Annotated in this window: 17 protein-coding genes; 4 read left to right on the top strand and 13 right to left on the bottom strand. The window is 70.0% G+C overall.

Annotation, left to right across the window (positions count from 1 at the left end; translation table 11 throughout):
• Nucleotides 1-234: hypothetical protein (locus AB0H36_RS16510; RefSeq protein ID WP_360522977.1), on the top strand; the 234-nt coding region annotated here is incomplete at its 5' end.
• A gap of 17 nt (nucleotides 235-251) precedes the next feature.
• On the opposite strand, the gene AB0H36_RS16505 is transcribed toward AB0H36_RS16510, so the two are convergent.
• Entirely contained in the window at nucleotides 252-656 is a 405-nt protein-coding gene (locus AB0H36_RS16505; protein ID WP_360522974.1) for a MarR family winged helix-turn-helix transcriptional regulator, read from the bottom strand.
• Between the two features lie 47 nt (nucleotides 657-703).
• Between AB0H36_RS16505 and AB0H36_RS16500 the strand changes: the two genes are divergently transcribed.
• Nucleotides 704-1,135, top strand: a complete 432-nt coding sequence (locus AB0H36_RS16500) for a MarR family winged helix-turn-helix transcriptional regulator (protein ID WP_360522971.1) — start codon at nucleotides 704-706, stop codon at nucleotides 1,133-1,135.
• Here the strand turns inward: AB0H36_RS16500 and AB0H36_RS16495 are convergent.
• From AB0H36_RS16495 to AB0H36_RS16485, 3 genes are all read right to left on the bottom strand, one after another.
• A complete protein-coding gene (locus AB0H36_RS16495) occupies nucleotides 1,132-2,151 on the bottom strand; it encodes a GNAT family N-acetyltransferase (RefSeq protein ID WP_360522968.1) in 1,020 nt (339 codons plus the stop codon). The genes AB0H36_RS16500 and AB0H36_RS16495 overlap by 4 nt on opposite strands.
• Nucleotides 2,152-2,172: 21 nt before the next feature.
• Complete coding sequence (locus AB0H36_RS16490) at nucleotides 2,173-3,639, bottom strand: MDR family MFS transporter (protein WP_360522965.1); 1,467 nt, start codon at nucleotides 3,637-3,639, stop codon at nucleotides 2,173-2,175.
• Between the two features lie 108 nt (nucleotides 3,640-3,747).
• Nucleotides 3,748-4,878, bottom strand: coding sequence for an MFS transporter (locus AB0H36_RS16485; protein WP_360522962.1), 1,131 nt, complete (start codon nucleotides 4,876-4,878; stop codon nucleotides 3,748-3,750).
• Nucleotides 4,879-4,933: 55 nt separating this feature from the next.
• Between AB0H36_RS16485 and AB0H36_RS16480 the strand changes: the two genes are divergently transcribed.
• Nucleotides 4,934-5,665, top strand: a complete 732-nt coding sequence (locus tag AB0H36_RS16480) for a helix-turn-helix transcriptional regulator (protein WP_360522959.1) — start codon at nucleotides 4,934-4,936, stop codon at nucleotides 5,663-5,665.
• Here the strand turns inward: AB0H36_RS16480 and AB0H36_RS16475 are convergent.
• From AB0H36_RS16475 to AB0H36_RS16435, 9 genes are all read right to left on the bottom strand, one after another.
• Nucleotides 5,638-6,249 carry a TetR/AcrR family transcriptional regulator gene (locus AB0H36_RS16475; RefSeq protein ID WP_360522956.1) on the bottom strand — a complete coding sequence of 204 codons (612 nt, stop codon included), beginning with the start codon at nucleotides 6,247-6,249 and terminating at the stop codon, nucleotides 5,638-5,640. The two genes, AB0H36_RS16480 and AB0H36_RS16475, sit on opposite strands and share 28 nt — an antisense overlap.
• Nucleotides 6,242-7,798: an AMP-binding protein gene (locus AB0H36_RS16470; protein WP_360522953.1), complete on the bottom strand. Its 1,557-nt coding sequence runs from the start codon at nucleotides 7,796-7,798 to the stop codon at nucleotides 6,242-6,244. The genes AB0H36_RS16475 and AB0H36_RS16470 overlap by 8 nt, the downstream gene beginning before the upstream one ends.
• Nucleotides 7,799-7,809: 11 nt before the next feature.
• Nucleotides 7,810-8,967 (bottom strand): acyl-CoA dehydrogenase family protein, encoded by a 1,158-nt coding sequence (locus AB0H36_RS16465; protein ID WP_360522950.1) that lies wholly within the window; start codon nucleotides 8,965-8,967, stop codon nucleotides 7,810-7,812.
• Nucleotides 8,964-10,928 (bottom strand): biotin carboxylase N-terminal domain-containing protein, encoded by a 1,965-nt coding sequence (locus AB0H36_RS16460; RefSeq protein ID WP_360522947.1) that lies wholly within the window; start codon nucleotides 10,926-10,928, stop codon nucleotides 8,964-8,966. Before AB0H36_RS16460 ends, AB0H36_RS16465 begins: the two co-directional genes overlap by 4 nt.
• A gap of 5 nt (nucleotides 10,929-10,933) precedes the next feature.
• The gene (locus tag AB0H36_RS16455; protein WP_360522944.1) at nucleotides 10,934-12,490 is read right to left on the bottom strand and encodes a carboxyl transferase domain-containing protein; all 1,557 of its coding nucleotides are present in this window, start codon (nucleotides 12,488-12,490) and stop codon (nucleotides 10,934-10,936) included.
• Nucleotides 12,487-13,608 (bottom strand): acyl-CoA dehydrogenase family protein, encoded by a 1,122-nt coding sequence (locus AB0H36_RS16450; RefSeq protein ID WP_360522941.1) that lies wholly within the window; start codon nucleotides 13,606-13,608, stop codon nucleotides 12,487-12,489. Before AB0H36_RS16450 ends, AB0H36_RS16455 begins: the two co-directional genes overlap by 4 nt.
• On the bottom strand, nucleotides 13,605-15,317 hold the full coding sequence (locus AB0H36_RS16445) for an acyclic terpene utilization AtuA family protein (protein ID WP_360522939.1): 1,713 nt from the start codon (nucleotides 15,315-15,317) through the stop codon (nucleotides 13,605-13,607). Before AB0H36_RS16445 ends, AB0H36_RS16450 begins: the two co-directional genes overlap by 4 nt.
• On the bottom strand, nucleotides 15,314-16,102 hold the full coding sequence (locus AB0H36_RS16440; RefSeq protein ID WP_360522937.1) for a TIGR03084 family metal-binding protein: 789 nt from the start codon (nucleotides 16,100-16,102) through the stop codon (nucleotides 15,314-15,316). The genes AB0H36_RS16445 and AB0H36_RS16440 overlap by 4 nt, the downstream gene beginning before the upstream one ends.
• A 77-nt stretch (nucleotides 16,103-16,179) precedes the next feature.
• Nucleotides 16,180-17,313: an FAD-dependent monooxygenase gene (locus tag AB0H36_RS16435; protein ID WP_360522934.1), complete on the bottom strand. Its 1,134-nt coding sequence runs from the start codon at nucleotides 17,311-17,313 to the stop codon at nucleotides 16,180-16,182.
• A gap of 128 nt (nucleotides 17,314-17,441) precedes the next feature.
• Here AB0H36_RS16435 and AB0H36_RS16430 point away from each other — a divergent pair, with 128 nt between their 5' ends.
• Complete coding sequence (locus AB0H36_RS16430; RefSeq protein WP_360522930.1) at nucleotides 17,442-18,182, top strand: GntR family transcriptional regulator; 741 nt, start codon at nucleotides 17,442-17,444, stop codon at nucleotides 18,180-18,182.
• Nucleotides 18,183-18,214 lie beyond the last annotated feature (32 nt).

The raw sequence follows: 18,214 nt of genomic DNA, 5'->3' as shown, positions 1-18,214 counted from the left end.
GAGGCGATGCTCGACGGCCTGGAACGCGTCCCCCGCGCCGTCTGCTCCCACCGGGGCGGCCGGTTCGAGGAGATGGACCTGGGCGCGGTCCTGGCGCGGCGCCCGCGGGCCGTTCCAACCACCTCCTGGCCGACACCTCGGGCCAGGCGGGGAGTGTCCTGGGCGGCAGGACACCGCGTGGCTCGTGACACCTCACCACGAGCCGCCCCCGAGGTGGCCGGTTCCACTGTGTGACCGCCGCGCCTGGGCGGTCACACAGTGGATCCACTCAGATTGCCGGCCAGTTTCTGCAGTACGCCGATCGTCGCCGCGTACTCCGTGCCGGTGATGCCCGCCGTCACCCGCTCGCGCTGCGCCTGGACCTTGCCCCTCAGCCCGTCCAGCGCAGCCTGACCCGCGGCCGTCAGGCGCCCGTCTTGCAGCCAGCCGCGTGCGGTCAGCGGGTCGACGGCGGCGCTCAGCTCCTCCGGGCCGCCGGTCAGGAACGGCGCGAGCGCGACCGCGATCGGCTCCGGGCTCGCGGCCGCGTTCAGCGCCTGCCACTGCCGGCGGTTCAGCCCGTCCGCGGCGAGCAGCCGCTCGAACGACGCCTCCAGCAGGCGGTCCACCTCCTTCAGCCACCACCCGATAGGCTTGTTGTCATCTGACATATACATGTCAATCAACATATATCTCGACAGGGCTGTGGACAAAGGAGTTGGCTGTGGACAACTCGGATCCGGTGGCCGTGGTGGAGGCGGCGATGATCGCGGTCCGCCGGCGGCAGACCCGCCGTACCATCGCCGTGCAGTCCGGTGGACCGGATCCGGTCCAGGAGGTCCTCGACGCGCTCGAGGCGGCCGGTCCGGACCCGATCGGCGTCAACGGGGTTGCGGCTGCGCTCGGTGTGGACCAGCCGCGGGCCAGCAAGCTGGTCGCCGCCGCAGTCTCGGCAGGCCTGGTACGACGGGAGGCGGACCAGGCGGACGGCCGTCGTACGAACCTGGTGCTCACCGAGGACGGCAGGGCCCAGCTGGAGTGGGTGCACGAGTACCGGCGGGAGCGGTTCGGTCAGGCGATGGCGGACTGGACCGACGGCGAGCGGCAGACGTTCGCGGACCTCCTGAGCCGCTTCGTGACCGCGCTGGACCGCTAGCTGTCCGCTTCAGGTCCGGTGACGTAGACAGCGAAGGGTGCGTCCGGCCGGACCTCGGTGGTGCCCTCGACCAGGCCCTCTGCGGTGATCTCGCCGGCGTAGGTCATGCCTAGGCGTTCCATGACCGCGCGGGAGGCCAGGTTGTGCCGCTCGGTGAACGCGATCACCTTCGTCGCGTTCAGTGTGCGAAAGGCGAAGTCCAGCCCGGCACGGCCGATCTCGGTCGCCAGACCGCGGCCACGCGCCGACGCGGCGAGTGCCCACCCAAGCTCCAGCCGGTCGGTGGCCCAGTCCGGTCCGACCAGGTCGCTGATGGCTGCAGTCACCGGGGCGTCGGCCGGGATCCGGGACATGCCGCCTCGTCCGGCGAGTGCTCCGGTGTCACGCTCGTATGCCATCCACTTGTGCACACCGTCGGCCTCCCAGCGGGCCTGCGCCTCGGTGGCCCGCCGTACTGCGTCCTCCACGGACAGGGTCTCGGCGTACCAGTGGGCGACCCAGGGGTCGGCGTACAGCGTGACCAGGTCCGCGGCATGTCCTGGCAGGACCGCGCCTGGACCGGTCAGCGGTTCGAGGCGGAGGCGGTCGGTGAAGCGGGTGCGGACCACGTGCGCCACGATGTCGCGCAGCCTGCGGTCGCCGTCGGTGCGGTTCACCATCATCAGCTCGAGGTCGTCCGGTCCGACCCAGGCGCCCGCATCGTGCTTACCCTCTTCGAGCCGCGGCCGGCTCAGGTCTCCGTCGACGGTGATCAGGTAGTCGAGCTCACGCCGTACGCGGCCTTCCCACTCCCACTCCCAGTCGGCGGCGGTCCAGACGATGTCCCGGACCTTCCAGCCGGTCTCCTCCTCGACCTCACGCCGCAGTGCCTCCTCCGGCGTCTCGCCCGCCTCCAGGTGCCCGCCCACCACATCCCAGATCCACGGTAGCAACCGCCGCTCCGCCGTACGCCGCTGCACGTAGACGCGATGCTGCTCGTCCTGGATCAGTCCACCCACGCAATCAACAGCCTGCATGAACCCAACCTAGACGGGCCGTCAGTCGGCGGTTGTGTTGGCGAGGGGTTGTTCGGTGATGCGGTTGGGCATGAAGGCGACAGCTACCACCAGGAGGACGGCGGCTGCGGCGGCTCCGTAGTAGACGTCGTGGATGGCGGGCGCGAGCACCTCGCCGGGCAGCGTCTCCAGGTCGGCGTGGCTGTCACCGAGGCGGGATGCGACGACTCCGTTGGCGACCGCGCCGAAGGCCGCGACGCCGACCGCGCTGCCGACCGAGCGAGCGAACATGTTGGCGCCGGTCACAACACCGCGGGTCTGCCAGGCGACCGACGACTGCGCAGCCACCACCGAGGGCGACGCGGAGAAACCGAGGCCGAGCCCGATCACGAAGCAGGCCGCGGCCAGGTGCAGTACGGCGCTGCCGGAGTCGACCGTGAGCAGCAACGCGGCCCCGACGACGACGATCAGCGAGCCCATCAGCATCGTCGTACGGAACCCGACACGCAGGTAGATCCGGCCGGCCAGCGACGCGGCGATCGGCCAGCCCAGCGTCATCGCGGCCAACGCGAAGCCGGCGACCAGAGCCGACGTACCCAGCACGCCCTGCGCGAAGAGCGGGACGTAGGTGGACAGGCCGATCATCAGCACGCCGATCAGCAGGGCGGCCGAGTTCGCGGAGTTGAGCACCCGCTGGCCGAGCACCCACAACGGCAGCACCGGCTCGGCCGCCCGGCGCTCGACCAGGACGAACGCGACCAGCAGTACGGCGGACACGGCCAGGATCGCGATACTCGGGGCGGAGTCCCACTCCCACATCACGCCGCCCTCGAGCAGGCCGAGCAGCAGCAGCGAACCGCCGACCGCGAGCAGGATCGCGCCGGCGTAGTCGATCTGGTGACTGGCCTGCCGGGCGACCTTCTCCTCGAAGCGGCGGGTCAGCACCCAGGCCGCGGCCAGACCGAGCGGGATGTTCACGAAGAAGATCCAGCGCCAGGAGACGAAGTCCGAGAACACCCCGCCCAGCGCCGGGCCGACGAACGACGAGATGCCCCAGACGCTGGCGATGTAGCCCTGCACCTTGGCCCGCTCGGCGACCGTGTAGATGTCGCCGACGATCGTCATCCCGATCGGCTGGATCGCGCCCGCGCCGAGCCCCTGGATCAGCCGGAACGCGATCAGCGCCGGCATGCTCCAGGCGAACCCGCACAGGATCGAGCCGAGCACGAACAGCCCGACCCCGAGCAGCATGATCGGCTTGCGGCCGCGCAGGTCGGCGAGCTTGCCGTAGATCGGCACCGACACCGCCTGCGCGAGCAGGTAGATCGAGAACAGCCACGGGAACTGGGTGAAGCCGCCGAGATCGTCGACGATGGAGGGTACGGCGGTCGCGAGGATGGTCGCGTCGATCGCCACCAGGCCGATGCTGAGCATCACCGCGAGCAGGATCGGCCCGCGTTCCGACCGAAGCCCGACCCCCGCCGCCCGGTCGATCCCCTCAGTAGTCATGACAAACGCCAACCTACGTCATGAGCAAACCTTTACAGAGCCCCTGACCACAACCTGGACCATCGTTGGAAACGAGACGCGGTCAGATCCCGAGCACGTGCCCGGGCGTCACCGGGCAGGTTCGTTGAGAAAGTAGCCGATCAGGCAGCTGGTCAGGGCCAGTGCGATGAGGGTGGACAGGGCCAGGCGTAGGGAGGAGTGCTCGGCGATCGTGCCGAGGATGGGCGTTGCGACGCCGCCGATGCTGACCGCCAGACCGAGGGTCATCCCGCCGGCCGTGCCGACGCGGCCGGGCAGGAAGTCCTGGCCGAGCGTGACGTGCAGCGAGAACGGGATCGACATCGCGATCGCGGTCAGCGCGAGGAAGACGAAGAACAAGGGACCGGGGACGAACACCAGACCGGCGATCGCCGGCACCGCGACGCCGTACGACGTCCGCATCGTCCGGACCCGGCCGTACTGGGTCGCGAACCGTCCGCCGAGCAGCGTGCCGAAGGCGCCGGCGGCGAACAGCACGAACAACGCCGCCCCGCCGGTCGTCGTACCGCCGCCGACCCGCTCACCCGCGTACAGCGCAATGAAGGTGCCGAGCCCGACGAAGACGATCGACCGGCACACCATGATCGCCGACAACCGCAGGAACGAAGACCAGTCGTCACTCCCAGGACGTTCCATCCGGCTCGCGGCCACCCGCGACACCCCAGCTCGAACGGCCACCGTGGTGATCACCGCACCGACCAGAGCAGGTACAACGAGCACAGGCGTCAGGGCCAGCCCGCCGACCGCCATGATCGGCGTGACCAGCACCGGCGCGAGCGCGAAACCGACGTTTCCGCCGACCGAGAACCAGCTCATCCCGACATGGCTGCCCCCACTCACTGCTCGCGCCATCCGCGCCGCCTCCGGGTGATAGGCCGCGACCCCGAGCCCGGACAGCGCCGCCGCCAGCCAACTCAGCAGATACGAATCACCGATCCCGAGCAGCGCGATTCCGAGCCCTGCAGTCGTCATGCTGATCGGGATCAGCCAGGCCAGCGGCCGCCGATCGGTCAGCACACCGAACACCGGCTGCACCACCGACGACAGCAGCGTCGCGGCCAGCGTGATGCCCGACACGGCGACGTACCCGAGGCCGCGCTCGGCGACCAGGAACGGAACGAGCGCAGGTACGGCGCCCTGGTACACGTCCACGCAGCCATGCCCGATCGCCATCAGCCCGATCGGTCGAAGTCTCCGCACACTCTCGATCCTCGGCCGCGGACCGCCTGTCCGGCTTCCGATAAAATGCCAATCTATGCCGGAAATCCGCCAACGCCGTCCAGCCAACACCGGGTCCCTCGAGATCCCGGCGGGTGGCGGCATCGACCCGCACTGGCACGAGCAGCACCAGATCGTCTACGCCGGCCGCGGCGTCCTCTCGGTGACCACCGAAGCCGGCAGCTGGATCGCCCCGGCCAACCGAGCGATCTGGGTCCCCTCCGGCACCCTCCACCAACACCGCGCGTACGGCGAGACCGCCCTCCACACCGTAGGACTCACCGAGAACCCACTCGCTCTGAACGCCCCGTCGGCTCTCGTGGTCAGTCCGCTGCTGAGAGAGCTGATCCTCGCGTACACAACCCTCGAAACAGATCCCACTGAACAACACCGGTTGTACCTGGTGCTGCTGGATCAGCTGCGACGCTCACCACAGCGGCCGACATATCTCCCCACTCCACGCGACCCACGACTGGCAGCGGTCTGCCAGTTGTTGCAGGACGACCCGGCCGACAACCGGACGCTCACAGAACTCGGCCGGGAGATCGGCGCCAGTGAACGCACCCTGAGCCGACTGTGCAAGACGGACCTCGGCATGACGTTCCCGCAGTGGCGCACCGAGCTCAGGCTGCACCTGGCGCTGCGATTGCTAGCGGGTGGCGACTCCGTGACGCGGGTGGCTCACCAGTGCGGTTGGGCGTCGACCAGTGCGTTCATCGACACCTTCCGCCGCGCCTTCGGTCACACCCCCGGCGCCCGCAGCGCCTGATCGAGGATCCGGCTCCACTGCCGCACGATCCCGCGCCGCCGAGCACTGTCATCCGACAGCAGATCAGCCAGCCCAAGACCTCGTGCCATGTCCAGCACCCCCTGCACGGTCTCCCGCACCCCAGGCGTCCGTTCACTCACCTCGAGCACTTCGAGCAGCGCCCGGTGCGCCTGCCGCCCGACATGCGCCTCCAGTCCGACGATCTGCTTCCGCAGCGCCTCCTCGGTCGACGCCGCCACCCACAGGTGCAGTGCCGCCCGGAACAGCGGGCCGGTGTAGACATCAGCGAGCATCCCAACGATCGCCTCGGTCCGCCCCGGCCCACTGGGCAGCGCCGCGGCCTGTGCGCGGATCTCCGCCAGCCGCACCTCGGTCATGTACTCGACGGCGGCCGCGAACAGGTCCGCCCGCGTCGGGAAATGGTGCTGCGCCGCACCTCGCGAAACCCCGGCCCGCGCCGCGACGACCGACACCGTCGTCGCGGCGTACCCGACCTCGGCCAGTGACTCCACGGCCGCCTCGAGCAGCCGCTGCCGGGTGGCCCGGCTGCGGTCCTGCTGGGGTTCTTTGAGGGCCTCACTCACGGGCGGCCTCGCGGGCTCTCAGCTCACGCCGCAGGATCTTGCCCGAGGCAGCCTTCGGCACGGCCTCGATGAACTCCACCTGCCGGACCTTCTTGTACGGCGCCACCCGCGCGGACACGTACTCGATCACGTCCGCCTCGGTCAGCTCCACCCCCGGCATCGGGACCACAAACGCCTTCGGCACCTCGTTGCCCTCGGCCTGCACCCCGATCACCGCCGCATCCGCGATCCGGTCGTCCGTCAGCAGCACCGCCTCGAGCTCGGCCGGCGGCACCTGGTAGCCGTGGTACTTGATCAGCTCCTTCACCCGGTCGATGACGTACAGGTACCCGCGCTCGTCCATCCGCCCGATGTCACCGGTGTGCAGCCAGCCGTCCGGATCGATGGTCGCGTCGGTCTCGGCCGGCCGGCCCAGATACCCCTTCATCACCTGCGGCCCGCGGATCCAGATCTCGCCCTCGTCCGCATCGTTGCCGTCAGCACCAACCAGCCGCATTTCGGTGGACGGGAACAGCTTGCCCACGGCGCCCGGCGGCGGCTCCTGGTCGTCCTGCGGCACCGAGTGCGTGCCCGGCGACAGCTCGGTCATCCCGTAGGCCTGCAGCACGGCGTGCAACCCGAGCCGCTTCGCGCACGCCTCGGCCAGCTCGCCGTCCAGCGGCGCCGCGGCCGACATCACGTACTTCAGCGCCGACAGGTCCACCCCGTCCACGGCCGGGTGCTTCGCCAGCGCGAGCACGACCGGCGGTGCGACGAACGCCCGGGTGATCTTCTGCTGGTCGAGCGTGGTGAGGAACTGCTCCAGGTCGAACTTCGGCAGCACGACGACCGTCGCGCCGAGCCGGAGCGGCAGGTTCATCAGCACGGTCAGCCCGTAGATGTGGAAGAACGGCAGGATCGCGATGATCCGCTCGCCCTCGTCCAGCCTGATCATCACCTCGGCCTGCGCGATGTTGGTCGCGATGTTCCGGTGCGTCAGCATCACGCCTTTCGCGGCGCCCGTCGTACCACTGGAGTACGGCAGTACGGCGACGTCGTCGGCCGGGTCGATGGTCACCTCCGGCTCGGGGCCGGTCGAGGCGACCAGCTCCATCACCGAGCGGTAGCCCTCGGCGCTGTCGCAGACGAAGATCTCGGTCACGTCGGTGCCCTCGATCGCGGCGGTCGCCACCGGGAGGAACAGCGAGATCGTGACCAGCAGCTTCGCCTTGGAGTCGACCAGTTGCTTGTGCAGCTCGTCCGCGGTGTAGAGCGCGTTCACCGTCGTCACGGTCGCGCCCACGCGGGTGGCGCCGTAGAAGACGACCGGGTACAGGATCGTGTTCGGGCTGTAGAGCGCGATCGTGTCGCCGTGCCTGATGCCCAGCTCCGCGAACCCGGCGGCCACCCGGCGGCTCATCCCGTCGAGCTGCGCGTAGCTGATCTCCTTGCCGGTCACGCCGTCCACGAGGGCCGGCCGGTCGCCGTACTCCTGGGCTCTCCCGAGGACGGCGTCGTGGATCGGGACGTCGAGGATCTCGACGGGTGGGAACTCACTGCTGATGATCATCGGGAATCCTCTCAGTACGACTTGGGTAGACCGAGTGAGTGCTGGGCGACGAAGTTCAGGATCATCTCCCGGCTGACCGGCGCGATCCGGGTCGCGCGGGCGGCGGCGACCAGCGAGGCGACGCCGTACTCCTTGGTCATGCCGTTGCCGCCGAGCGACTGGACGGCCTGGTCGGTGGCCCGGACCGCGACCTCGCCGGCGGCGTACTTCGCCATGTTCGCCGCTTCGCCGGCGCCGAGGTCGTCGCCGGCGTCGTACAGGGCGGCGGCCTTCTGCAGCATCAGCCGCGCCAGCTCGAGCTCGATCTTGATCTGCGCGAGCGGGTGCGCGAGGCCCTGGTGCGCGCCGATCGGGGTCTTCCAGACCTGGCGGTCCTTGACGTAGGCCGTTGCTTTGCCGAGCGCGTGCCGGGCGATGCCGATCGCGAACGCGGACGCCATGATCCGCTCCGGGTTGAGCCCGGCGAACAGCTGCAGCAGGGCCGCGTCCTCGGCGCCGACCAACGCCTCGCGCGGCAGCTGTACGTCGTCCAGATAGAGCGCGAACTGCTTGTCCGGGCTGATCAGGTCCATCTCGATCTGGGTGAACTCCACGCCGGGCGCGTCCACCGGCACGATGAACAGGGCCGGCCTGAGCTTCCCGGTGCGGGCGTCCTCGGTCCGGCCGACGACCAGCACGGCATCGGCGACGTCGAGGCCGGAGATGAAGACCTTGCGCCCGGTCAGCGACCAGCCGCCGTCGCTACGGCGGGCCGTCGTGGTGATCTCGTGCGAGTTCGAGCCGGCGTCGGGCTCGGTGATCGCGAACGCCATGATCGTGGTGCCGTCGGCCAGGCCGGGCAGCCAGTGCCGCTTCTGCTCGTCGGTGCCGAACCGGGCGATCACCGTGCCGCAGATCGACGGCGAGACGACCATCATCAGCAGCGGGCAGCCCGCGGCGCCGAGCTCCTCCAGCACGATCGACAGATCGGCCATGCCGCCGCCTCCGCCGCCGTACTCCTCGGGGAGGTTGACGCCGAGGTACCCGAGCTTGCCCGCCTCCAGCCACAGCTCGGTGGTGTGCCCGCCGCTGCGCGCCTGCCGGTTGAACCACTCGTAGCCGTACTTCTTGCCCAGCTCGCCGACTGCCTTCCGCAAAGCCTGGCGTTCCTCGGACTCGACGAAGTTCATGCATCCTCCCCAACCACGGCCAGTACGGCGCCGACCTCGACCTGTTGACCTGCCTCGACCTTGAGCTCACTCACCACACCGCTCGCCGGACTGGCGATCGTGTGCTCCATCTTCATCGCCTCCAGCCACAGCAACGGCTGCCCTTGCTCGACCTTGTCGCCCACCTGCACGCCGACCCGGATCACCGTCCCCGGCATCGGCGCCACCAACGACCCCGCCGCCACCTGCCGCGACGGATCCGTGAACCGCTCCACCTTCTCCAGCGTCACGCTGCCCAGCGGCGAGTCCACACACACCAAGCCGCCGTACGCCGCCACGTCGAACGCCCGCCGTACGCCGCCTACCTCGAGCACCACGTGGTCCGGCGCATGCGAGACGAGCTGCACGTTGCCCTCCACAACCAACCCGTCCCGGGTCAGCCGGTACGCAACCTCGTGCACCTCATCTCCAACCCGATACGCCTTCCGCTGCGGCTGCGAACCCAAGTTCCGCCACCCACTGGGCACCCGGACCGGCGGCACCCGACCAGCCGCATCAGCCAGCGCCGCCGCCAGCGCCGACACCCGGCTGACCTGTGGATCGACAGGCGCCCCGATCCCGTGCCGCGCGAAGAACCCGGTGTCGGTGTTCCCGGCGAGAAACGCCGGATGCCGCAGGATCCAGGCGAGCAGGTCGCGGTTCGTCCGCACGCCGTGGATCGTGGCCCGGTCCACCTCAGCCGCGAGCCGCCTCGCCGCCGCCGTCCGGGTGGGCGCCCAGACGACCGCCTTGGCCAGCATCGCGTCGTAGTACGGCGACACCTCCGACCCGCTCACCACTCCCGAGTCCACCCGCACCCGAGGCGCGCCGCTTTCCGGAAGATTGTGGTCGCCAGGTGCCGCTTTTGTTCCGGAAAGCCGCTCGGCCCCGACCGCGAACCGGTGCAGGCGTCCGGTTTGGGGTTGCCAGTCGCGGGCCGGGTCCTCGGCGTACAACCGGACCTCGATCGCATGACCGACTGTGGGTGGTGGGTCGGCCGGGAGTCGTTCACCTGACGCGACCGCGAACTGGCACGCGACCAGGTCCAGGCCGGTCGTCTCCTCGGTGACGGGGTGTTCCACCTGGAGGCGGGTGTTCATCTCGAGGAAGTAGAAGTTGCCGGTGTTGTCGGCCAGGAACTCGACTGTGCCCGCGCCGACGTAGTTGATCGCCGCGGCTGCTTTGCGGGCGGCGTCGAAGAGGTGGGCCCGCATGGCCGGGATGCGTTCGACGAGCGGCGACGGGGCTTCCTCGACGACCTTCTGGTGGCGACGCTGGATGGAGCATTCGCGCTCGCCGACCGCCCAGATCGTGCCCTGCTGGTCGGCCATGATCTGCACTTCGATGTGCCGGCCGGCCGCGAGGTAGCGCTCGCAGAACACCGTCCCGTCGCCGAAGGCCGACAACGCCTCCGCCGAGGCAGCCTCGATCTCCGCGGGCAGATCTTCCAGCCGCGACACGACCCGCATCCCGCGCCCTCCACCACCGGCCGATGCCTTCACCAGCACCGGCAGGTCGGCAGCCGACACCTCAGCAGGCGTGAGCTCCGCCAGCACCGGCACCCCGGCCGCCGCCATCAGCTTCTTCGCCTCGATCTTCGAGCCCATCGACGAGATCGCGTCCACCGGCGGCCCGATCCAGGTCAGCCCGGCGTCGAGCACCGCCTGCGCGAACCCGGCGTTCTCGGACAGGAAGCCGTACCCGGGATGGATCGCGTCGGCGCCCGCCCGTACGGCCGCCTCGATGACGAGGTCGGCGCGCAGGTAGGTCTCGCCGGGGGCGTTCCCGGGCAGGTGGACCGCCGCGTCGGCCTCGGCCACATGCGGCGATCCGGCGTCGGCGGTCGAGTGGACGGCGACCGTCGACAGGCCGAGTGACCGGGCCGTGCGGAAGATCCGCCGGGCGATCTCGCCCCGGTTGGCCACCAGTACTGACGTGATCATGCGTCTCACATCCTGAAGACGCCGAAGGACGACGTACCTTCGACCGGGGCGGAGTGGATGGCGGATAGGCAGATCCCGAGCACGGTCCTGGTGTCCCGCGGGTCGATCACGCCGTCGTCGTACAAGCGCCCGGACAGGAACATCGGCAGCGACTCCGCCTCGATCTGGCCTTCGACGTACGCGCGCATCGCGGCGTCGCCGTCCTCGTCGTACGGCTGGCCCTTCGCCGCCGCGGCCGCCCGCGCCACGATCGACAGCACCCCGGCGAGTTGCTGCGGTCCCATCACCGCCGACTTCGCCGACGGCCAGGCGAACAGGAACCGCGGGTCGAAGGCCCGGCCGCACATCCCGTAGTGCCCGGCGCCGTACGACGCGCCCATCAGGATCGAGATGTGCGGCACCTTGGAGTTCGACACCGCGTTGATCATCTGGGCGCCGTGCTTGATGATCCCGCCCTGCTCGTACTCCTGCCCGACCATGTAGCCGGTGGTGTTGTGCAGGAAGATCAGCGGCGTGTTCGCCCGGTTCGCCAGCTGGATGAACTGCGCCGCCTTCTGCGACTCCTCGCTGAACAGCACTCCCCGCGCGTTCGCCAGGATGCCGACCGGATACCCGTGCACCGACGCCCACCCGGTCGCCAGCGACGACCCGTACAGCGGCTTGAACTCGTCGAACACCGACCCGTCCACCACCCGGGCGATCACGTCCCGCGGATCGAACGGGACCTTCAGGTCACCCGGCACGATCCCGAGCAGCTCGTCGGCGTCGAAGAGCGGTTCGTCGTACGACGATGCCGGCGGCGGACCGAGCTTGCGCCAGTTCAGCCGGGACACGATCTGGCGGCCGAGCCGGATGGCGTCCTGCTCGTCGACGGCGAAGTAGTCGGCCAGTCCCGAGGTCCGCGCATGCATCGAGGCGCCGCCGAGCGACTCGTCGTCGGCGTCTTCACCGGTCGCCATCTTCACCAGCGGGGGACCGGCCAGGAACACCTTCGCGCCACCGTCGACCATCACCACGTAGTCGCTCATGCCGGGGATGTACGCGCCGCCCGCGGTCGAGTTGCCGAACACCAGCGCGATGGTTGGGATGCCCTCGGCCGACAACCGGGTCAGGTTGCGGAACATCGCGCCGCCCGGGATGAAGATCTCCTTCTGCGTCGGCAGGTCCGCGCCACCGGACTCGACCAGGCTGATCACCGGCAACCGGTTCGCCCGTGCGATCTCGTCGGCCCGCAGCGCCTTCTTGAGCGTCCACGGGTTGCTCGCGCCGCCCTTGACGGTCGGGTCGTTCGCGGTGATCAGGCACTCGACACCCTCGACCACGCCGATCCCGGTGACCAGGCTCGCGCCGACCGTGAAGTCCGAACCCCAGCCGGCCAGCGGTGACAACTCCAGGAAGGCCGTGTCCGGGTCGAGCAGCAACTCGATCCGCTCGCGCGCCAGCAGCTTGCCGCGCTTGTGGTGCCGGTCGACGTACTTCTCGCCGCCGCCGGCCAGCGCCTTCGCATGCTCGGCGTGCAGCGCGACGAGCTTCTCCAGCATCGCCTCGCGATTGCTCGTCATGTGCTGTACCCCAGTCGTTTTGCGGCCAGGCCGGTCAGGATCTCGGTGGTGCCGCCGCCGATGGCGAGGATCTTCTGGTCGCGGTACTGGCGCTCGACCTCGGCCTCCCGCATGTAGCCGAGACCGCCGTGCAGCTGCAGGGCCTGGTCGCAGACCCACTGCCCAGCCTCGACCGCGGTGTTCTTGGCGAAGCACGTCTCCGCGATCACGTCCTCACCCCGCGCGGCCCGCTCGGCGACCGAATGCACGTAGACGCGGGCGACCTCGATCCGGCGGGCCATCTCGGTCAGCGTGTGCTGCACGGTCTGCCGGGAGATCAACGGCCGCCCGAACGTCTCCCGCACCCGGCACCACTCCACGGTGAGGTCGAGCGCCCGCTGCGCTCCGGCGTACGCCTGCACGGCCAGCGTCAGCCGCTCGGCCACGAAGTTCACCGCAAGCTGCACGAACCCGGTGCCCTGGGCCCCCACCAGGTTCCCGGCCGGAACACGTACGTCGGTGAACGAAAGCTCAGCCGTGTCGGAGCACAACCACCCCATCTTGTCGAGCTTCCGCGACACCACGAACCCAGGCGTGTCCTTCTCGATCACCAGCAGGCTGATCCCGCGCGCACCCGGCCCGTCGGTCCGCACCGCAGTGGTCACGAAGTCCGCACGGCACCCCGATGTGATGTACGTCTTCGCGCCATTCACAACGAAGTGCTCGCCCTCGCGCCGCGCGGTGGTCCGCAGCGACGCCACGTCCGAGCCACCATCAGGCTCGGTGATCGCCAGCGCTCCGATCAACCTGCCCTCGAGCGTCGGCCGCACCCACCTGTCGATCTGCTCCTGATTGCCCGCAGCAACGATGTGCGGCAGTGCGATCCCACAGGTCAGCAGCGACGCGACCAGCCCACCGGATCCGCCCGCGTAGTGCATCTCCTCGACCACCGCGATCGCATCTGCCAGCGAGCCGCCACCACCGCCGACCGCCTCCGGAAACCCAACCCCGAGCAGTCCGAGCTTCCCCGCCTTCTCGTGCAACTCCCGCGGCAGCTCGCCGGCCCGCTCCCACTCGTCCAGGTAAGGCAGGACCTCGGCGGCCATGAACCGCCGTACGGACTCCCGGAAGTCGTTCACAGCAGCACCTCCGGTACGTCGACGTACCGGGACCGCAACCACTCGCCGACTGCCTTCGCCTGCGGATCGAAGCGAGCCTGCGATGCGACGCCCTCACCCAGCAGCCCCTCGACGACGAAGTTGACCGCCCACAGGTTGGGCAGCACGTACCGCGTGACCGCGAGGTTCTTCGTCTCCGGCAGCAGCTCCTGGAACAGCTCGACCGTCAGCGTGTGCGCGAGCCAACGCCACGCCTTCTCCTGCCGAACCCACACGCCGACGTTCGCATCACCGCCCTTGTCACCCGACCGCGCTCCGGCGATCCGGCCGAGCGGGACTTCCCGCGTCCGCGGACGTCCGCTCGACGCGAGCTGCGGCAACGGCATCGGCAGCTCGGTGTCCTCGACCGGTGCCAGCGGCTGCGTCTCCGCCGCCGGCTCGACCACCTTCCGCGTCCCATCGGGCAGTACGACGACCTGGTCGACCTCCCGGATGTCGACGTACCCGGCCCGGAACACGCCGTACGGCGATCCGTCGCCCGGCGGCGCGGTGACGTGGAAACCGGGGTAGCTCGCCAGCGCCAGCTCGATCGCGGCGTTCGAGAACGCCCGGCCGACGACCTTCGGGTCCGGGTCCTTCGCCGCGCAGCGCAGGAAGACGCTGGCCTCCTCTTCGGTGTCCGCGTTCGGCTTCTCGGTCCAGGTCAGCGACCAGCGCAGTTCGGCGGGCCGCTTCGGGAGCGCCCGCTCGAGCTGGGCCCTGACCAGCTCGGCCTTCTCCTCCAGTTGCAGCCCGGTCAGCACGAAGTCGACCTCGTTGCGGAACCCGCCGACGCTGTTCAGCGACACCTTGTACGTCGGTGGTGGCGGCTCACCGCGGACGCCGCTGATCCGGACCCGGTCGGGCCCGTCGTCGCTCAGCTCGATCGAGTCGAGGCGCGTGGTGACGTCCGGACCGGCGTACCGCTCGCCGACGATCTCGTACAGCAGTTGTGCTTTGACCGTGTCGATCGTGACCGCACCGCCGGTGTCGTCGTGCTTGGTGATCACGCTGCTGCCGTCGGCGTGGATCTCGGCGATCGGGAACCCGGGCCGGCCGAGATCCCGGATCTCGCCGAAGAACGCGTAGTTCCCGCCGGTCGCCTGGCAGCCGCACTCGATCACGTGACCGGCGGCGACCGCGCCCGCCAGCTCGTCGTACTGGGTCCGCTTCCAGCCGTGGTGGGCGGCGGCCGGCCCGACGATCACCGACGCGTCGGTGACCCGGCCGGTGACGACCACGTCCGCGCCGGCCTGCAGGGCTTCCGCAATTCCCCAGGCGCCGAGGTAGGCGTTGGCGGTCAGCGGGGTGCCGAGGCCGAGCTCGTCCGCCCGGGCGAGCAGGTCGTCGCCTTCGACGAACGCGATCTTCGGCTGCAGCCCGAGCTTGTCCGCCAGCGCCTGAATCGCGGCTGCGAGTCCCGACGGGTTCAGGCCGCCGGCGTTGCTGACGAGCTTGACGCCGCGGTCGAGCGCCTCGCCGAGCCCGGTCTCGAGCTGCTTGAGGAACGTCCGCGCGTACCCGAGCGACGGGTCCTTCAGCCGGTCCCGCCCGAGGATCAGCATGGTCAGCTCGGCCAGGTAGTCACCGGTCAGCACGTCGAGCGGGCCACCGGTGAGCATCTCCTGGACCGCGCTGAACCGGTCGCCGTAGAACCCGGACGCGTTCCCGATCCTGATCGGCGCGGTCATCCGAACTGCCCCGCCGTCCGACCCTTGCCCGGCAGCCCGGCGAACACCTGGATGATGCCGAGCCACTCCTCCGCGTCCGGACCCTCACTGTGTACGGCGAGATCGTCGCGATGCCGGCGTTGGGTCGCCAGCAGGCAGAAGTCGAGCGCCGGACCGGTGACCCGCTGCCCGGCGTCGTCGGGACCCCAGGTCCAGGTGTCGCCGTCCGGGCCGGTGAGTTCCACGTGGAACGGTTCGGCCGGCGGGGTGCGGTTGTTCAGCAAGTACGCGAAGTCGCGGGTCCGGACCGCCAGGTGGGCGACGTGCCGCAGCCGGTTCGACGGCGGGCGGGTGACCTGCATCGCGTCGACCACGTCCTGGCCGTGCGCCCAGGTCTCCATCAACCGGGCCGTCGCCATCGAGGTCGGGCTCATCGGCGGCCCGTACCACGGCACCTTCTGCCCGGCCGGGACCTTCTTGAGCGCCTCGGCCAGCTCGGCCCGAGTCTCCCGCCAGTAGGTCAGCAGTTGGTCCGGCGGCAGCGCGGCGGTCTCGTTGGCGCCCTCGTCGACGTACGTCGCCGGGCTCGCGGCCGCCTTCTCGAGGGACACCTGGAAGCCGTCCGGATCGGTGACGGCGAGGTGTGCGGCCTCGTCGGTCCAGGCCAGGTGGGCGATCTGGTGCGCGATCGTCCAGCCCTCGGCCGGTGTCGGCGTCGCCCAGTCCTCCGCCGGCAGGCCACCGACCAGCCGGTCCAGCTCAGCGCTCTCGGCCCACAGGTCGGCCAGCACTTCGTCCAGTTGCACGCTGCACTCCCCGCGGTAGGGATGGTGTGCAGCCGAGCGTTGCACGCCCGGGAAAAAGAATCAAGCGTGCTTGTTTTTCATTTCGGCAGCTCGGGCGGCGTCCACTCGGACCACTGCGCGGTCGCCTTCCGCCAGGCCGCAGGCGGGATCAGCCGGGCGGCGAGCGAGACCGCCAGATGAGCGACCAGGCCAGTGTTCGAGGTCCGCTTCAAGGACGCACGGGCCGCCTCCTTCATCGGCCCCAGTCGCGCCCGGCGCTGCTCGTCGTACCGCTTCAACGCCTCGGGCAGCTTGTCGGCGGCGAGGACTGCGGCCAGGACGACGGCGTCCTCGATCGCCTGGCAGGCACCTTGACCGAGGTCCGGCGACATCGCGTGCGCCGCGTCGCCGAGCAGCACGACGCGATCCTTCACGTACGTCGGCAGTGGGTCGAGGTCGACGATGTCGTTGTGCAGCACCTGGTCCTCGGGCGTCGCCGCGACGAGCTCCGGGATCGGGCGGTGCCAGTGCCGGACCCGACGCAGCACCTCGGCGCGATCGTCGCCGTACATCTGGTTCGGCTGAGCGGCGTTGACCATCAGGAACCAGTAGACGCGCTCGTCCGGGAGTGGGAGTACGCCGGCCTGCACCCCACGGCCGAGCGTCATCGTCTCCTGCACCGGCCACACGGATCCGGGAGGCGTCACCCCTCGCCAGACACTCCGATGCTGGAACACGGGATCGCCGGACCACAGGCTGCGCCGGGTCACGCTGTTGACCCCGTCGGCCGCGACCACCAGGTCGGCGGTGAACTCCTGGCCGTCCGCACAGACCACGGTGCCCTCGGGCGACACCGACACCACCTCGGCGTCGGTGTGCAGCGCCTCGTCCGGCAGCTCCTTGCGCAGTACGTCGTGCAGGTCGGCCCGATGGATCGCGAGTACGCCGACATCCTCGGGGTGACGGTGCCGCAGCCAGCGGCCGGACGGCGCCCGGAGGTTGCCGCGGGAGATGGTCGGGATCGACCGGGACCGGATCTCGACGCCCAGCGCGTCCAGCGCCCGCTCCGCGTTCGGCCAGACCGTCAGGCCCGCACCGACCTCGGCGATGATCGGCGCCCGCTCGAGCACGGTGACCGACCAGCCGATCCGCTGCAGTCCCACCGCGGCCGCCAGGCCGCCGATCCCGGCCCCGATGACGACCGCGGTCGAAGCTTGTTCACGCGTCCCCATGCCTCGGAGGTTACTTCTTCGCGGGATCGCCGGCGGAAGTGGTCTACCAGGTTCGTTGCCGGAATCAAACGTTTCGATCGGTGTGGAAGAGCTTTCTGACGACCCGGTGCCGGTGCTACCCAAGACCAATGCATGGTTCGCTGCCCGGGAAGGCTGCCGAGATCCGGGCGTTGCTGCTCAGCTTGATCGACTCGTTGCCCGAAGGCGCCGCGCTGCCGCCGGAGCGCGAGCTCGCGGTGCGCTGGAACGTGGCTCGGATGACGCTGCGCCGGGCCGTCGACGAGCTGGTGATCGAGGAACTGCTCGTGCGCCGGCACGGCAGCGGGACCTACACGACCCGGCCGAAGGTGGCGAAGTGGCTGGGCATGATCGGCTTCTCCGAGGACGTCCGGCGGCGCGGGATGCGGCCGGGCAGCACGATGATCGAGTTCCGGCACCAGAAGGCCGAGCGGGCCGCCGCGCGCCGGCTGCGGATCCCGGTCGGCGACCCGATCATCACGTTCACCCGGCTCCGGCTCGCCGACGACGTGCCGATGGTGGTCGAGCGCACCACGCTCCCGGCCGGGTACGTCCCCGGTCTGCAGGCCGGTGACCTGAGCGGCTCGCTGTACGAGGTGCTCGAGACGCGGTACGGCATCGACCACGTCAGCGGCACCTCCCGAATCGAGCCGGTCATGCCGGACGCCAAGACCGCCGGCTGGCTCGGCATCCCGACCAGCCAGCCCTGCCTCGCCGTGCACGGCATCAGCTTCGACCGCCGCGACCGCGTCTTCGAGTACACCTCCGCCCTCTATCGCGGTGACCGCTACGCGTTCACCACCGAGCTCCGCACCACGCCCACCCTCCGGTCCACCGCCCAGGGCCTGTAGTTGCCCTGAGCAAGAGTTGCTGTCCTGTCACG

Source organism: Kribbella sp. NPDC050820 (genome assembly GCF_040653975.1).
Taxonomy (GTDB): Bacteria; Actinomycetota; Actinomycetes; order Propionibacteriales; family Kribbellaceae; genus Kribbella.
Note: the sequence above shows the minus strand (reverse complement) of the source record. Positions and strands in the feature narration are given on the sequence as shown.

Excerpts from the sequence above, each read along its gene's own strand:
- AB0H36_RS16505 (WP_360522974.1), bottom strand. The coding sequence starts at position 656 with ATGTATATGTCAGATGACAACAAGCCTATCGGGTGGTGGCTGAAGGAG.
- AB0H36_RS16495 (WP_360522968.1), bottom strand. The coding sequence starts at position 2,151 with ATGCAGGCTGTTGATTGCGTGGGTGGACTGATCCAGGACGAGCAGCAT.
- AB0H36_RS16490 (WP_360522965.1), bottom strand. The coding sequence starts at position 3,639 with ATGACTACTGAGGGGATCGACCGGGCGGCGGGGGTCGGGCTTCGGTCG.
- AB0H36_RS16480 (WP_360522959.1), top strand. The coding sequence starts at position 4,934 with ATGCCGGAAATCCGCCAACGCCGTCCAGCCAACACCGGGTCCCTCGAG.
- AB0H36_RS16470 (WP_360522953.1), bottom strand. The coding sequence starts at position 7,798 with ATGATCATCAGCAGTGAGTTCCCACCCGTCGAGATCCTCGACGTCCCG.
- AB0H36_RS16465 (WP_360522950.1), bottom strand. The coding sequence starts at position 8,967 with ATGAACTTCGTCGAGTCCGAGGAACGCCAGGCTTTGCGGAAGGCAGTC.
- AB0H36_RS16460 (WP_360522947.1), bottom strand. The coding sequence starts at position 10,928 with ATGATCACGTCAGTACTGGTGGCCAACCGGGGCGAGATCGCCCGGCGG.
- AB0H36_RS16455 (WP_360522944.1), bottom strand. The coding sequence starts at position 12,490 with ATGACGAGCAATCGCGAGGCGATGCTGGAGAAGCTCGTCGCGCTGCAC.
- AB0H36_RS16445 (WP_360522939.1), bottom strand. The coding sequence starts at position 15,317 with ATGACCGCGCCGATCAGGATCGGGAACGCGTCCGGGTTCTACGGCGAC.
- AB0H36_RS16435 (WP_360522934.1), bottom strand. The coding sequence starts at position 17,313 with ATGGGGACGCGTGAACAAGCTTCGACCGCGGTCGTCATCGGGGCCGGG.
- AB0H36_RS16430 (WP_360522930.1), top strand. The coding sequence starts at position 17,442 with ATGCATGGTTCGCTGCCCGGGAAGGCTGCCGAGATCCGGGCGTTGCTG.